This window comes from Rhodococcus sovatensis (assembly GCF_037327425.1).
Classification (GTDB): domain Bacteria; phylum Actinomycetota; class Actinomycetes; order Mycobacteriales; family Mycobacteriaceae; genus Rhodococcoides; species Rhodococcoides sovatense.
In genome coordinates this window covers 5,384,006-5,398,284 of record NZ_CP147846.1, presented here as the reverse complement: position 1 = coordinate 5,398,284, position 14,279 = coordinate 5,384,006, and the positions used below count along the sequence as shown (strand labels likewise).

Genomic DNA, 14,279 nt, shown 5'->3' with positions numbered 1-14,279 from the left:
TGATTGATTACTTCTAAATCTTATGTACTATCAATTCAAGTCCGTGAGACCCCAAGGAGTGCAGCATGAACGTCCTCATCGTCGGCGCAAGCGGCTACAACGGGGCTCGCGTTGCGAGGCGGTTGACCGAGCAAGGGCATCGAGTTCGCGGGTTGGTCCGCGATCGAAGTCGGGCCCCGCTCGACCTCGATGAGGTTGTAATTGGGGATGTTTCGACCGGTGCAGGACTCACCGAAGCGCTCGCTGACATAGACGTCGCGTACTACTTCGTGCACTCACTCGATGCCACCGACCAAGATGACCGCGACTTCGCTGCAGCCGGCCACTTCGTGACTGCCGCACGGGCTACCAAGCTCGCACGGGGCGTATTTTTCACGACGCTCACTGCGCCCGCCGGTGTCGAGCCTCCGCGATACCAGAACAACAGAATCATGGTCGAGAACGAACTGCTCGACGGTATCCCGGGAATGACAGCGGTGCGTGCCGGAATGGTTCTCGGCGCCCGGTCTCGTGGCATGCGTCCATATTTGCAGCTGATTCAGCGTGCCCCGGTCATCCCGATGGGACCCTGGCGCCATCACCGAATGGCCGTCGTCGACATCGACACCACAACGGACTGCTTGGTCGAGGCCGGTACCTCGGATCAGCCACTCGGCCGGATCGTCGACATGCCTGCCTCGGCCGAACCCACCCACGAAGAGCTGATCCGCGCAATCATGAAAGCGCTGGGCACCTACCGGCCGATTGTGCGTTTGTCGTGGAGCAATCCCACATTCGATGCACTTCTCACTTCACTGTTCACCGAAGACTCGTTCCACTTCAGCCGCCACTTGGCGAGCATCAACCGCTATGACTACGTGGTGGACAAGGCTCGTTCAGCGCCATTCAGCCACATCACGGCTCTTCCGCTCGACGACGCACTGCAGTTGGCTGTATCAGTCGACACTCGCCGCTGACGCTAATGTCGATGGATGACGTGTTCCCCGGTCACCCGCTGGTCGTGCATAGCGACTCTGCTCGCGTTCTGCGTGACCGGATGCGGAGCTCCGACCGAGCCTTCCCCCGAGGAAGTCGAGATCGGCACCGCGTACAGCTATGAGATGTACACCCATTGTGGCGCGCTGGAGGCGAAGTTCGCGGGTGAGTACTGGGAGGTGGATCCGCCCCATGCTCGCCAGACCAATTCCTCGACAAGCTGGGACGATCCATACCAAGAGGGCACTATGACGCGCCTGTCGGAGACTGCGGCAGTGTTCGAGGCCGAGGGGACACAGAAGCACTTTCGACTGCGCCCAGAAGCGGAGGGATTCCTCCAAATCTGTTCTTGATCAGACTAATTGGAGATTTTGGACAGGTCAGCGGTGAACTTGCTGCGAGCTCACGAACTTGTGCGCCTCCTCTACCAGGGTGAACCACAAGTCAGCTGTCGAACGCGGGCTCGCCAACAGAGCGATTTCTGCCCATTCACGCATGGTGCGTCTGCCCATCGTGACTTGTTCTGCGGCTCCCTCACTGGCTAGCTCGACGATGCGGGCGTGCGGCAGTTTGACGATGAGGGCCCCATCGAATCCAACGAACGCAAACACCTTCCCGCGGCATCGCAGAGCGGGGCTACGGAACATCGTGCCCACGTCTGCGTCCAGATTGTGAGCGCGACAGTGCTCGAGTAGATCGTCGATCGACGGCCGAGGCTCCATGAATACAGTCTTCCACTGCGTGGGGAAAAGGGTGCACATCTCGGTGACCGAATGTCTCATTCGGTCACTACCCGAGCTGAACGCGCACCTCCCAGCCCAGGCACAAGTTGCAACCTGCGCGCTCGCTGCAACCTGCGCAGCAAACCAGCCGACCCCCCAGTGACCGAATGAGTCATTCGGTCACTACCCGAGCTGAACTCCCCCGCTATCCTCGACGCATGGACGCTCCCACGATCGACCTACGTCGCCCCGCGCTCGTAGTCGTCGACGTACAAGCCGGGTTCGACGACTCCGAGTTCTGGGGTCCGCGCGACAACCCAGCCTGCGAGAGCAATATCGAAGCGCTCGTGAACTTTTGGCGAATGAACTCCTGGCCTATTGTGTTCGTCCAGCACGACTCCGACAACGCGCTCTCTCCATTGTCGCCGTCGAGCCAAGGGCACGCATTCAAGGATGTCATCGAAGGTGCACCGGATCTGTTGGTTCGCAAACGAGTCAACTCCAGCTTCTATGGCACACCGGATCTCGACGCATGGCTGCGCGCCGAGGGCATCGGCCAAATAGTGATCTGCGGAATCACGACCAATCACTGTTGCGAAACCACAGCGCGAATGGCCGGAAACCTCGGCTATGACACGTACTTCGCGATCGACGCCACGCACACCTTCGATCGTCTCGCCCCCGACGGAACGACCGTACCCGCGGCAACCCTGTCGTCCATCACCGCGACGAACCTACATGGGGAGTTCGCGACGGTGGTCAGCACGGCCGGCCTGCTCGCGGACTGAACTGCTGTGCACGACGAGCGGCCTGACTCCACCATCGAATATCGCACCCGATTTCCAGTCGACGACACCGAACTCTCACAGCTTCACCACGATGCGTTCGGTGGACACTATGAACTTGTCTCGTGGCGTTCCCAGTTGGAGCGGGATAGCAAGTCGTGGGTTGGAGCGTTCACTGACGGAAGGCTCTGCGGGTTCGTGCATGCGGTATGGGACGGAGGTCGGCACGCGTTTCTACTCGACACGGCAGTCGACCCACGACTACAACGAAAAGGCGTAGGTAGCACTCTGGTGTCCACCCTGGTCACGGATTTGCGTTCAGCCGGGATCGAATGGTTGCACGTCGACTACGAACCACACCTGACGCAGTTCTACACCGTCGCATGCGGTTTCTCGCCGACAAGTGCGGGGCTGTTGCGGTTGTAGGAACCTCAGTAACCATGCCGATTCACGGGCACGGACGTGTTCTGATCACAACCGATGAGCCATTTCCGGTTCTTTCGCAGGTTCAGACCAGATTCATCGCTGCGGCCAGCATGTCCTCATATGTAGCACCATGCGTCCGTTGCCTTCCAGGCGGAATCAGCAAATACACCGCCGCGCCCGTCAGTACAACCAGTGGCGAGTCAACACAGCGCCACGACCATCGCTGCTGTTCCAAGACCCGCATCGTCCTGTACCACCACGACGCACCAGCTACCACCATCAGACCCATGAGTAGCAGTCCTGTCAGCATCTCGTCCGGCGCGGTCATACCCGACAGAGTGGCAGGAACGTCGTACCGCATTGCCAGCAATCCGAGTACGGACATCGCCGTCATCGTCAGCGTTCCGAGCCCGGGTGGACGGGGTATCCCACTTTCAGCGCGACCCATGCAACCACAGTACTGATACCTTTCGGTATGAGTTTCATCAAGGACAACGTCCCAGCCCGACGCGTGGCGCAGTTCCTCGGCCTCGTAGGGATCGCCGTCGGAATTGTCGCCGTGTCCGCGATGTTCACCACCGCGCCGATCAATCCGCTGATCGCGATTGCGTCGTTCGTTCCGCTGTTTCTCGTGGTCACCGGCCTAGGCCTGCTGGTGTCCCTGGTTTTTCGACGCTGGATCCTGTTGACGGTCTCGGTTGTCGTCGTAGGCGTCGCGACGGTGGTTGTCGCACCCCTGTACGTGGCCAACAGCGATACCGTCGACGGACCGTCGCTACGAATCATGCAGGCCAACCTGTTGTTCGGCGCTGCAGATCCCGCCAGCTTGATCGAGACCGTGCGTGAACGCGACGTCGATGTCCTCACAGTCCAGGAACTCACAGAAACGCTTGCGACGAAACTCGAAGACCGCGGACTCGAACAGCTGTTGCAGTATCAATACATGATTCCTGACGAACGCGGCGGCGGTGGTGCAGGAATCTACAGCCGCTACCCGCTGACCGACACCAGAGAGCTCGACGGTTATGGACCGACCAATCTGGTTGCCACCGTGGGGTTCACGACGCCATTCACCCTCGTCGCAGTGCATCCTGGCCCGGCCGTTGTCACCCCACCCGACATATGGACCCGAGAGCTCGACAATCTGCGCCACCAGCTGGCCGCGTTCGCTGCTACCGACAGCCCCGTCGTCGTCAGTGGAGACTTCAACACCACCTATCTTCACAAGCAATTCCGCGATCTACTCGACGCCGGGTACACCGATGCGGCCGACCAACTGGGTTCCGGCATCGTACCGACGTACCCGGCGGACAAGCAGTTCCCCGCCATCATCGGAATCGACCACGTGCTCACCAAGGACGCCCGTGCGCAGTCCTTGGAGCGCGTGACGATCGAAGGTTCCGACCACCACGGTCTGATCGTCGACGTCGCGATCGGATAGCCGCGCGCAGAATTGCCAGATGCGCGGCCAGTTGCTAGCAATCCGGCGCGCACCTGGCAATTAGGTGCGCATCTGTGGTTCGCAACCGGACAGAACGTCGATACCGGCGGCGGCCAACGCCTCGAGGGCGGCGTTGTGTGCACTCAGCGATGTCCCAGCGCATCCGTCCGACCTCACTGTCACGCGATAGCCGAGGCGGTGCGCGCCCCGGGCAGCCAGATCGACGCCGAACTCGGTGACCAAGCCGTCGACGACGATGTGCTCGATACCGCTCAGTTGCAACTGAAGATGAAGGTCCGGATTGCTCCAGATATCTCGATCATGTTTAGTTGCAACGAGATCCCCGGGCTCAGGCAGCATAGTGAGGTGAAAGCGCGATCCTTCACTGTCAGGATCGGAGCGTATCGAATCGCTCGTGTCCAAGCTCAGATAGCGGGTGCACACCACCAGCGATCCTCGCGCCCGGTACTCCTCACGAATGCCGTGTGCCCGACCGAGAACGTCGGGATCGTGCCCGAGCGCGATGATCCAGGGTTGAAAGTCGACCTCGAGCAGTGCTGTCTTCGAGCCGATCATGTCAGTAACGGGTACCGATTGCGGACGGCGCATTGTTCAGGATATCGAGGTCCTCGGCGGTGAGCACCAGCTGTGCGGCAGAGAGATTGGCGTCGAGATGTCGGATCTTGGTGGTGCCCGGGATCGGGATGATGTGCGGCCCCTGAGCAAGAACCCACGCCAATGCGATTGCGGCGGATGTGGTCTCGTGTCTCCGCGCCACTTCCGCAACGGCCTCGACGATAGCTTGATTCTGTTGCGCCGCTGCACCGTTGAACCTGGGCAGAGTGGACCGAAAATCGGAGGACGAGAGATTCTCGGTGTCCAACTCGCCCGTCAGGAATCCGCGACCAAGTGGAGAGAACGCAACGAATACAGCGTCGTGGGCGCGTGACCACTCGACGATGTTCCCGTCTTCGGATGCGTCGGGAGTGGTTCCCTGTCCCAACGCATCTCGGGTCCACACCGACAGCTCGGACTGCACAGCCGCAACCGGATGGATGGCATGAGCTGTGTCGGCTTGGGCGATAGTGACCTCGCTGAGCCCGAGTGCTCGAACCTTGCCTGCTTCGACGAGTTCCGACAGGGCTCCCCACGACTCCTCGATGGGCACCTGCTCGTCGACGCGGTGCAAGTAGTACAGATCGATCGTGTCGATTCCGAGCCGACGAAGGCTGTCGTCGCAGGCCTGACGGAGATGCTCCGGACGACCGTTACGCGTGACCGTCGGCGTGCCGTCGACGATGGATCCGATGAGTCCCCCCTTCGTTGCGACGATCACGTCCGCGCCGGCCAAAGCTTGTCCGACGACGGTCTCGTTCTCCCCGGCGGCATAGGCGTCGCTGGTGTCGAAGAAGTCGATACCGGATTCCAGCGCGTGCGCAAGTACCTGCGATCCTGCGCGGGACGATTCGGGATTGACGGTCGAGTAGGCCCAGTTGATGCCCATGCAGCCGAAACCGACAGCAGTGACGTCACGATCGAGCGCGGGAATCCTACGAGTTGGGTGTGTCATTGCAGCTCCTGGTCCTGTTCGTCTATCGCGGTTCCATTGCAGTCGAGGCCACGCGAAATCAGATCTTCGTAGTGGGAAATCTTCGCTTCCAGGGCGTCACTGGCCTCGGTCAGAAGCCGTTGGCGTTCGGCTATACGCTCGCGATGTCTGGAGAGAAGTTCGATCCTCGACTGATGAGTGCCCGCACCGCCGTCGACGAGTGTGGCGAATTCGCGCATATCGGCCGTCGGCATGCCCGTCGATCGAAGTCGCGACAGCAATTGCACCAATGCAACCATTCGGGGTGTGAACATCCGACGGCCGTCGGACGCGCGAGCAATGCCGGGAATCAGTCCCTCGCGCTCGTACCACCGCAGCGTGTCCTGGCTGAGCCCCGAGCAGGCAGCCATCTCGGCGATTCCGATGCCGTCGTCGATGGCGGTGTTAGCTATCCGTGCACTCATGACAGCGACGCTACGTCTTCGAGTGCACTCCAAGACAAGCCATAACTTCACAACAGCGGAGTGGTCTACATCACCCCGCCTCGAGTGATCAGTCGACCTGAGTTCGCCCGCTCTACGCTCGTCCGATCGCGAGCGCGACGTTGTGTCCCCCGAACCCGATGGACGTGCTCAGGGCATAGTCGATCCTCTGATCTCTGCGCTCGGATACGACGTCGAGATCGATTGCTGGATCCTGGTTTTCGAGGTTCAGCGTGGGCGGGATCTGCGATTCGCGGATGGTCAGCATCGTGAGTATCGCTTCGAGTGCACCGACCGCGCCGATGGAATGGCCGAGCGCAGATTTAGGCGCATACACCGACGCATGCGGGGTGACGGCTGCGATGGCCGTCGCTTCCGACACGTCGCCGATCGGGGTAGCCGTCGCATGGGCATTGACGTGGCCGATGTCGCCGTCGGTGAGGCCAGCTGTGCCGATCGCCTTGCGCATGGCCTTCCGAATTCCGTTGCCCTGTGGGTCCGGTGCCACGATGTGGTAACCGTCGGAGGTGATCCCGGCGCCCAGGAGTCGGCCATGAATGCGTGCTCCGCGTGCGCGGGCGTGGTCCTCCGATTCGATGATCAGCAGAGCCCCGGCTTCACCGAAGACGAACCCGTCGCGGTCACGGTCGAACGGCCGCGATGCGCGACTCGGTTCGTCATTGCGCGTGCTCATCGCTCGCATCATCGAGAAGCTGGCGATCGGTACTGCGTCGATGTGCCCTTCGACGCCACCTGCGATCACGACGTCCGCCTCGTCGGTTTCGATCAGTCTCCAGGCATGCGCAAGTGCCTCCGAGCCGGAGGAGCACGCCGACACCGGTGTGAATACACCCGCTTTGGCACCCACTTCCAGTCCGATGTGAGCGGCCGGCCCGTTGGGCATCACCATCGGTACCGACAGCGGCGAGACTGTGCGGTAGCCGCCGGTCCGCATGGCGTCGACCGCGCCGATCAGAGCATCACCGCCGCCCAACCCGGTACCGACCGCGACGGCCAACCGATCCGGATCCATGTCGTCGAGTCCGGCACCCGCCCACAGTCTGCGTCCGAGGACGACCGCCAACTGTTCGACGAACGACATTCGGCGTTGCTCGACTCTGGTCAGCGATGCCCCAACCGAACACTGAAGTACACCACCGATCCGGACCGGCAAGTTGTACTCCGCGACGAAGCTGTGGGTGAGCGGGCCGATGCCGCTGTGGCCCTGAAGCAAACGCTCCCAGGTCTGGTCGGCGCCGTCCGCAAGTGCTGTGGTTGCCGTATAGCCGGTGATGACCGCAGATCGCGACCGAGTTTGTGTAGCGACCGTTTCACTCATGATGTTCATGAGTACATGTAGCGACCGGTACAGTCAAGCGAATGGCACGCCCACTCGACCACGACAAGAGAGCAGAACTCCTTGGCGAAGTCTGCGACTACATCGGTTCGCATGGCCTGGACGACCTGACGTTGCGGCCCCTCGCAGCCGCGCTGGGCACCAGTTCGCGGATGCTGATCTACTACTTCGAGTCCCGAGAGAATCTGATCGTGCAGGCGCTGACCAGCCAGCGACCGGCGTTCTCGGATATGTTCGGCGACGTCGAGGATGCACCGGCATTCGAGAGTCGACTCGGCGAACTGTGGCGTTCCATGACGGTCGGCGAGGATTCGGTCAGCTCGCGAATTCTGATGCAGGTGGTCGGAATCGCGTCGATCAAGACCGGGGTGCTGGGGGAGTTCGCCGGTGCGACCGTCGCGTCGTTGAACGAAGCGCTGTCCGCCGCGTTCGAGCGATGCGGATTCGGCGACGAGCAATCTGCCATGCAGGCAACACTTCTGGGGGCCGGATTCCGAGGGTTGCTGCTCGATCGGTTCGTCACGGGGGATGCCGACCGCACCGACGCGGCGGCCGCGACGTTGTTCAGAAGTAGCGTGAGTCGTTGACTATTGTTCGGCGTGCCTCGACGCCGAAATGGGGTGGGCCGGATACTCGCGAAGGACGATCGACGTGCTGACCGGCCCCAGGCGTCCGATGGCGTCGATCACTGTCTCCAAATTCTCGGGAGTGGCGGTATGGACGTCGAGAACGAAGCAGTCTTCACCGGTCACGCGATAAATGCGGTGGATCTCCGGACGAGACCCGAATAATTCCAGCGCAGCAGCGATCTGCCCGTGCGTTGTCCGCAGCCTGATGACAGCATGCGTACCCAGTCCCAAACGAGCAGGCGACACACTCGCGGCATAGCCGGAAATATATCCGGCGTCTTCGAGCTTCCGGAGTCTTGCCGATGCGGCTGGCTGCGACAGGTGGACGTGCTCTGCGAGCGCGGTCATCGTGATCCTGCCGTCGAGTTGCATCACGTGAATAATCTCGTGATCCACAGCGTCCAAGGAATCCAAAGCGTTTCACTCCCTCGACTTATGGAACAACTGTTCTCAACCCTACAACCGCCATGTTTTGCCATCAGGTGCCACAGTGAGAGCCGTATGCCGCAACTAAACGAAGGAAATCAATGCGCAGAGTGATGGTACCGGGCCTCGGCGGTTCAGATGAATCACATTGGCAATCCCACTGGGAATCGGAAGGCGAGGCGTGGACGCGCATCGAACCCGCCTCCTGGGATGCGCCGGATGTCGATGATTGGACCGAGGCGCTGCACCGGTCCGTCGGAGATACGGTGCCGATCCTCGTTGCCCACAGCCTCGGCTGTCTGGCGGCCGTCAAGTGGAGCCACCTGCACAACCAGCGCGTGGCCGGACTGTTTCTCGTAGCCCCACCGGACCCGCATGGCGACATCTTTCCAGCCATCGCCGCACAGTTCGGTGACGACCTCGACGAACCCATACCTGTTCCAACACTTGTCGTTACCAGCTCCGACGACCCCTATTGCGCGCCAGAGCGTGCTCAGTACTTCGCGGTCCGATGGGGTGCGGCACACGTCGACGTTGGGTTGCATGGCCATCTCAACTCTGCCAGCGGACTCGATGGCTGGACTGAAGGACGAAATCTGTTCACTGCATTCGCGGCCGGAATAGCACAGTGATCCCATACCGCCCGACGAGTTCGCACTTGTGCAGGCCGATCGACGGCTTTCGTCTGCACAAGTGCGAACTCGGCCGCACCTACCGGACAGGTGCGGTCAGCGGATCCGGCGCGCGGCGCCCACGACCTTCGTCGCTCACGGTTGCGAGGCCTTCACGGGCCCAGTACTCGAACCCGCCGATGAGTTCTCGGACGTTCGTATAGCCCAGGTTTGCCAGGATGAGGGCGCCGCGCGTGCTGCCGTTGCATCCCGGGCCCCAGCAGTAGACGACGATGGGCGAGTCCCGGTCACCCGCGAACTCCGAAATTCGCTTGTCGAGGTCAGCGTTCGGGATGTGCACAGCCCCGGGGATACGGCCCTGACTCCACGACGCCTCGGAGCGGGTATCGATGACTGTTACGGGAGCACCGGCGGCTCGGTCGGCGGCGAGGTCCGCCGGGTCGATCTCGTACGCAAGTTTCGCGGCGAAGAACTCGGCCGCCGACAGTGATGGCTTCATGCCGATCATTAGACAGCTCGCCCGAACTGAAGAGAACTACTAATCCACGGAAAGAACCACACTTCTGCAGCACATTCCACGGTATGTTCTCACCCGTGCAGTCGAAACCACGGTTGGACCTCGATTCGACCGATCACGCCATCATCGAGCTCCTGCAGCAGGACGGGCGCGCCAGTGTCGCGCAACTCGCGCGCGCAATCAGTATGTCGCCCAGTGCAACAGCCGATCGGGTTCGACGACTCACCGACGGCGGCGTAATCACGGGTTACTCCGTCACCGTCGATCCCGAAGCGCTCGGGTACACCGTCACCGCGTTCGTGCGGTTGGCCTACCCGACGGGCAACTACAAGCCGTTCCACGATCTGGCCGACTCGCTTCCCGAAGTCATCGAGGCACATCACGTCACCGGCGCGGACTGCTTCATCATCAAAGTGCTGGCACGGTCGATGCGCGACCTCGAACGAATTACCGGACGGCTCGCCACGCTCGGTGGCATCACGACCAACGTCGTCTACTCGAGCCCGGTTCCATCCAGGCACATAACCCCGGCCTGACCAGCCGATCTTTCCAGATCAGTGGCGCGTGCCACATGTTCCCCACGACGTGATGCTGACGGCAAACGGGTCACTCCGTGTGGACAACTTACTCGCCGGTAACCGATGCTCGCTTGCGTCGCCGCACTCGTGGCCGACGCAACTCGTCGGGCGAGGGTGGAATCATGAGCATGAACCGTCGAAATTTTGTCAGGGCGGCTGGAATCGCAGGAACAGCTGCCGCTGCATCACTTCTCGGCAGTACCGCTCACCGCGCTGCTGCGGCACCGGTTCTCGACTCGATGTACGCGCAGTTCGTGCCCGAAATCTACGGCGCGGTTCCGTCCGCACCGGACCACTCGGACGCCATCGTGGTGGGGTCCGGGTTCGGTGCGGCCATCACCGCACGCCGTTTGGCTGACGCGGGCGTGACGGTCACCATCGTCGAACGCGGATCACGTTGGCCCAGTCACCCGTTCCGGCAGGTCTTCGCCAACGACTTCATGCCAGACGGTCGCGCATTCTGGCGAAGCCCAGGCCTCGCACCACTGACGGGCCTGCCCACCGTTCCCACCGACTCGTTCGGCGGAGTCTTCGATGTGTCCGAACACGGATCCATCGACGTGTGGCGAGCCGCAGGTGTGGGCGGTGGGTCGCTTGTCTTCACCGGCGTCATGATCGCCCCGGAACGCCGCTACTTCGACGCTGTGTTCGGGTCCACGCTGTCCTACGACGAACTGTCCTCGGTGTACTACCCCCGAGTGCGATCCGAACTGCGATTGTCCGCCATGCCGGACGACGTCTACGCTTCCGCTCCGTTCACGCACTCGAGGGTGTGGGACGCGCAGGTCCGCCGCGCCGGGTACACCCCGTCCCGCATCGACGGAATCTGGAACTGGGACACCGTCCGCGCGGAACTGAACGGCAGATCGCGACCATCGGCCATCCTGGGCGAATCCAATCTCGGGAATTCCAATGGCGCAAAGTTCGATCTGACGCAGAACTACCTGGCAGCGGCGGAAGCGACCGGTCGATGCACGATCCATCCTCGCCACGAGGTCACCACCGTCACGCAGGAGCCGAACGGAAGGTACGCCCTGACCGTGTCCATCCTCGCGGCCGACGCCTCGGTGATCGATCGACGCACCATCACCTGCGACAGGCTGTTCCTCGGCGCAGGTTCCATGGGCACTTCCGAGCTGTTGGTTCGCGCTCGCGACACCGGGTCGTTGCCGAACCTCGACGAGCACATCGGCGAAGGCTGGGGCACCAACGGTGACGCAGCTCTGGTGCGCGGCATGAGTCCAGAGGGCGTCGGCGTCGTACAGGGCTCCCCCTCGGCGACGCGCATCACGGACGAGTCGGGTACGCCGCTGACATTGGAGAATTGGTACGTACCCGGCTCCCCCGTCGACCTATCTCTCCTCGGTTCACTCGGCATGGTTCTCGACCCCACTCGTGGCCGGTTCGTCTACGACCGAGCATCCGACGCTGTCAATCTCGAGTGGCCGGACCAAGGCAACCGATACGTCGAGGAAGCGCTCCGAGCGGTGCACAACACGATCGCCGAACGGTCGAACATCGGCACTGGATATCCGCCATTGGGTGTGCGGGATGTCAACGCGACGTTCACCGCTCATCCGCTGGGTGGCGTCGTACTGGGGAAGGCGACCGACGGATACGGCCGGGTGAACGGTTACGACGGCTTGTACGTCGTCGACGGTTCACTTGTGCCCGGCAGCACCGGGATCGTCAATCCGTCGCTGACCATCAGTGCATTGGCCGAGCGCAACGTCGAAGCAGTGCTACGAGCGCGCGGCTGACACGCTGCTCGTCACGGAGTCCAACATCGCGAATGCGGCCCGGAGCTGACCACGCGCGGCGTCGATCTCGTCGACGTTTCCAGCGAAGTGGTGCAGCAGCGCCCGCTGGAAGATGCCATCGAGAAGGATGTAGGCCGACGCCCGGTCCATTGTCGGCGTAGTTCCCAGGAGATCGCAGTAGCGAACGACCACGCGCCAGATCATGTCCTCGCGACGCGCTTCGATGTCGAGAACGTCGGTGCGGAACAAGCCGTCGAACAGGGCCTGGTTCCGCAGGTCGTACCACAATCGGTGTATTCCAGCGTCCGCGACCAGCGTGCCGAAGTACTTCTCGGAGAAGTCGGAGAACAGGTGCTCGGCGTCGACAGCGCTTGCGACCACCTCGTCGTAGCGGGTGACGCAGATGGCTTCGTATTGACGCACCGCATGGGTGATGAGGTCGAGCTTGTCGGTGAAGTAGTAATGCAGCACGCCGTGTGAATACTCGGAATTCTGCGCGATCTCCCGGAGCGATGTGCGTGCATATCCGAGTTCGGCGAGCGTGTGCAGCGTCGCCTCCGCCAGCTCGGTCCGTTTGGCCTCGAACTTGTTGCGGGCACGCTCTTCGATTCGTGCGCGCGGATCGGCAGTCTGCGTCATTGTCCGTGTCCTTTCCGCGCGCTCGTCGTAGGTCAGTGTAAGCCCGACGTCATATTTTCAAACTTTGGGCAGTCGTCAAGAAAAATCTTGACGTCTGTACAGATTCTCCCATAGTGTGATCGGCAGCACACCTCGGGAGCGCGGACGTACACCCTCCCGAAGAAGGTGCCCCGGTTCCAACCCACCTCGGTCCGCCGTGCTGGCAGACCGTTCACGAGAGGACCTTTCCATGCCAACCGACAAGCGCGTCGTCGTTTATGGGGCGTCGGGATACACCGGTCGACTGATCTGTGAATACCTGCGGGAGTACAACATCCCATTCCTTGCCGCCGGCCGTAACCATGGCCGAGTGAAGGGCATCCTCGACGCGGTACCCGGGATCGACACCGTCGAATACGAGGTCGACGAGGTCGAACACACCAAAGATGCTCTGGTGGAAGCATTCCGAGGTGCAGACGTCGTTCTCAACACCGTAGGCCCGTTCTCTCGATTCGGGCACGAAGTGGTCGAGGCATGCCTCGAGATCGGTGCGCACTACACCGACACGACCGGCGAGCAGGACTGGATGATCGACGCCGAGAAGAAATACGGCGCGGACTTTGCCTCCCGAAACATCGTGCTCACACCAGGTTTGGCCCAGATGTACAGCATCGGGGAGATCGCTGCGAACATCTGTCTCGAGACACCCGGTTTGGACACGCTCGATATCGAGGTCTTCTGGAAAGGCCATCCGACTGTCGCGTCGACCAACACCATCCTCACCAACGCCGCATTCTCCAAGGCCTTCTACCTCGAGCAGAACGAGTACGTCGAGTGGCCGGTCGACGACGGGGTCTTCCAGGTCGTGGTGCCCGGTCAGCACGAACTCGGCCTAGCGCTGCCGTGGGGCGGGACGTCCCACCCTGTGTGGTTCAAGAACGATCCGCGGGTCGCGAATGCCAAGGCCTACGGCGGAGTGATCAACAAGCCGCTGATGCTGGCTGTGCCCCAAATCATCTCTGCTGCACTGGCACAGATGGAAGGCAAGTCGGATGCCGAGAAGTACCAGATCATCGACACAGTGTCGGCCTCGGTCCGTAGCGAGACTCCGCCTCGCGAGAACCCGCGGATCAACACCTCGCTCGATTCGGTGTACGCGTCGGGACCGCTCGGACGGGTGCACACGGTCATCCACGGCAACTGCAACTACAAGCAGACCGCGCTGCTCAACGCATTCGCGGCTGCGCACCTGCTGCAGGGGCCACCGAAGAAGGTCGGATTCGCGTCCAGCTGCCAGGCATTCGGTCATCGAGAACTACTCGGCGTGCTGCGCGCGTTCGGACTTGTACTCGACCCCATCGTCACCGCGCACAGCTGAGGAC

19 protein-coding genes are annotated in these 14,279 nt (G+C 61.8%); 10 read left to right on the top strand and 9 right to left on the bottom strand.

All coding sequences use genetic code 11. The annotated features are described in order from the left end of the window. Positions 1-65: 65 nt before the first annotated feature. Together WDS16_RS25200 and WDS16_RS25195 are read left to right on the top strand one after the other, a co-directional pair. Positions 66-956, top strand: coding sequence for an NAD(P)H-binding protein (locus WDS16_RS25200; RefSeq protein WP_338888663.1), 891 nt, complete (start codon positions 66-68; stop codon positions 954-956). 15 nt (positions 957-971) lie between these two features. Further along, a complete protein-coding gene (locus WDS16_RS25195; RefSeq protein WP_338888662.1) occupies positions 972-1,328 on the top strand; it encodes a hypothetical protein in 357 nt (118 codons plus the stop codon). A 27-nt stretch (positions 1,329-1,355) separates the two neighbouring features. Here WDS16_RS25195 and WDS16_RS25190 read toward each other — a convergent pair whose 3' ends face one another. Then, positions 1,356-1,697 (bottom strand): hypothetical protein, encoded by a 342-nt coding sequence (locus WDS16_RS25190; protein ID WP_338888661.1) that lies wholly within the window; start codon positions 1,695-1,697, stop codon positions 1,356-1,358. A gap of 218 nt (positions 1,698-1,915) precedes the next feature. On the opposite strand from WDS16_RS25190, the gene WDS16_RS25185 reads away from it, so the two are divergent. Then, positions 1,916-2,485 (top strand): cysteine hydrolase family protein, encoded by a 570-nt coding sequence (locus WDS16_RS25185; RefSeq protein ID WP_338888660.1) that lies wholly within the window; start codon positions 1,916-1,918, stop codon positions 2,483-2,485. A 6-nt stretch (positions 2,486-2,491) separates the two neighbouring features. After that, on the top strand, positions 2,492-2,908 hold the full coding sequence (locus WDS16_RS25180) for a GNAT family N-acetyltransferase (RefSeq protein WP_338888659.1): 417 nt from the start codon (positions 2,492-2,494) through the stop codon (positions 2,906-2,908). Positions 2,909-2,990: 82 nt separating this feature from the next. On the opposite strand, the gene WDS16_RS25175 is transcribed toward WDS16_RS25180, so the two are convergent. Next, on the bottom strand, positions 2,991-3,356 hold the full coding sequence (locus WDS16_RS25175) for a hypothetical protein (protein ID WP_338888657.1): 366 nt from the start codon (positions 3,354-3,356) through the stop codon (positions 2,991-2,993). 27 nt (positions 3,357-3,383) lie between these two features. Between WDS16_RS25175 and WDS16_RS25170 the strand changes: the two genes are divergently transcribed. After that, a complete protein-coding gene (locus WDS16_RS25170) occupies positions 3,384-4,349 on the top strand; it encodes an endonuclease/exonuclease/phosphatase family protein (RefSeq protein WP_338888656.1) in 966 nt (321 codons plus the stop codon). A gap of 60 nt (positions 4,350-4,409) precedes the next feature. Here the strand turns inward: WDS16_RS25170 and WDS16_RS25165 are convergent, their stop codons facing one another. The 4 genes from WDS16_RS25165 to WDS16_RS25150 form a co-directional block, all read right to left on the bottom strand. Next, a complete protein-coding gene (locus WDS16_RS25165; protein ID WP_338888655.1) occupies positions 4,410-4,925 on the bottom strand; it encodes a cysteine hydrolase family protein in 516 nt (171 codons plus the stop codon). A gap of 1 nt (position 4,926) precedes the next feature. Further along, complete coding sequence (locus WDS16_RS25160; RefSeq protein WP_338888653.1) at positions 4,927-5,919, bottom strand: aldo/keto reductase; 993 nt, start codon at positions 5,917-5,919, stop codon at positions 4,927-4,929. After that, complete coding sequence (locus WDS16_RS25155) at positions 5,916-6,362, bottom strand: MerR family transcriptional regulator (RefSeq protein ID WP_338888651.1); 447 nt, start codon at positions 6,360-6,362, stop codon at positions 5,916-5,918. The genes WDS16_RS25160 and WDS16_RS25155 overlap by 4 nt, the downstream gene beginning before the upstream one ends. 112 nt (positions 6,363-6,474) lie before the next feature. Beyond that, a complete protein-coding gene (locus WDS16_RS25150; RefSeq protein WP_338888649.1) occupies positions 6,475-7,719 on the bottom strand; it encodes a KasA/KasB family beta-ketoacyl-ACP synthase in 1,245 nt (414 codons plus the stop codon). A gap of 41 nt (positions 7,720-7,760) precedes the next feature. Between WDS16_RS25150 and WDS16_RS25145 the strand changes: the two genes are divergently transcribed. Beyond that, the gene (locus WDS16_RS25145; RefSeq protein ID WP_338888647.1) at positions 7,761-8,324 is read left to right on the top strand and encodes a TetR/AcrR family transcriptional regulator; all 564 of its coding nucleotides are present in this window, start codon (positions 7,761-7,763) and stop codon (positions 8,322-8,324) included. Here the strand turns inward: WDS16_RS25145 and WDS16_RS25140 are convergent, their stop codons facing one another. After that, positions 8,325-8,762, bottom strand: coding sequence for an Lrp/AsnC family transcriptional regulator (locus WDS16_RS25140; protein WP_338888645.1), 438 nt, complete (start codon positions 8,760-8,762; stop codon positions 8,325-8,327). It lies immediately after the preceding gene. 131 nt (positions 8,763-8,893) lie between these two features. On the opposite strand from WDS16_RS25140, the gene WDS16_RS25135 reads away from it, so the two are divergent. Then, positions 8,894-9,424: an RBBP9/YdeN family alpha/beta hydrolase gene (locus WDS16_RS25135; protein ID WP_338888643.1), complete on the top strand. Its 531-nt coding sequence runs from the start codon at positions 8,894-8,896 to the stop codon at positions 9,422-9,424. Positions 9,425-9,503: 79 nt separating this feature from the next. Here the strand turns inward: WDS16_RS25135 and WDS16_RS25130 are convergent, their stop codons facing one another. Further along, complete coding sequence (locus WDS16_RS25130; RefSeq protein ID WP_338888641.1) at positions 9,504-9,923, bottom strand: rhodanese-like domain-containing protein; 420 nt, start codon at positions 9,921-9,923, stop codon at positions 9,504-9,506. Between the two features lie 83 nt (positions 9,924-10,006). Between WDS16_RS25130 and WDS16_RS25125 the strand changes: the two genes are divergently transcribed. Both WDS16_RS25125 and WDS16_RS25120 read left to right on the top strand, forming a co-directional pair. Continuing rightward, a complete protein-coding gene (locus WDS16_RS25125; protein WP_338888640.1) occupies positions 10,007-10,477 on the top strand; it encodes an Lrp/AsnC family transcriptional regulator in 471 nt (156 codons plus the stop codon). A gap of 170 nt (positions 10,478-10,647) precedes the next feature. Continuing rightward, complete coding sequence (locus WDS16_RS25120; protein ID WP_338893611.1) at positions 10,648-12,279, top strand: GMC oxidoreductase; 1,632 nt, start codon at positions 10,648-10,650, stop codon at positions 12,277-12,279. On the opposite strand, the gene WDS16_RS25115 is transcribed toward WDS16_RS25120, so the two are convergent. Next, on the bottom strand, positions 12,262-12,918 hold the full coding sequence (locus WDS16_RS25115) for a TetR/AcrR family transcriptional regulator (protein ID WP_338888637.1): 657 nt from the start codon (positions 12,916-12,918) through the stop codon (positions 12,262-12,264). The two genes, WDS16_RS25120 and WDS16_RS25115, sit on opposite strands and share 18 nt — an antisense overlap. A gap of 229 nt (positions 12,919-13,147) precedes the next feature. Between WDS16_RS25115 and WDS16_RS25110 the strand changes: the two genes are divergently transcribed. Further along, on the top strand, positions 13,148-14,275 hold the full coding sequence (locus WDS16_RS25110; protein ID WP_338888635.1) for a DUF5938 domain-containing protein: 1,128 nt from the start codon (positions 13,148-13,150) through the stop codon (positions 14,273-14,275). Positions 14,276-14,279: the final 4 nt, after the last annotated feature.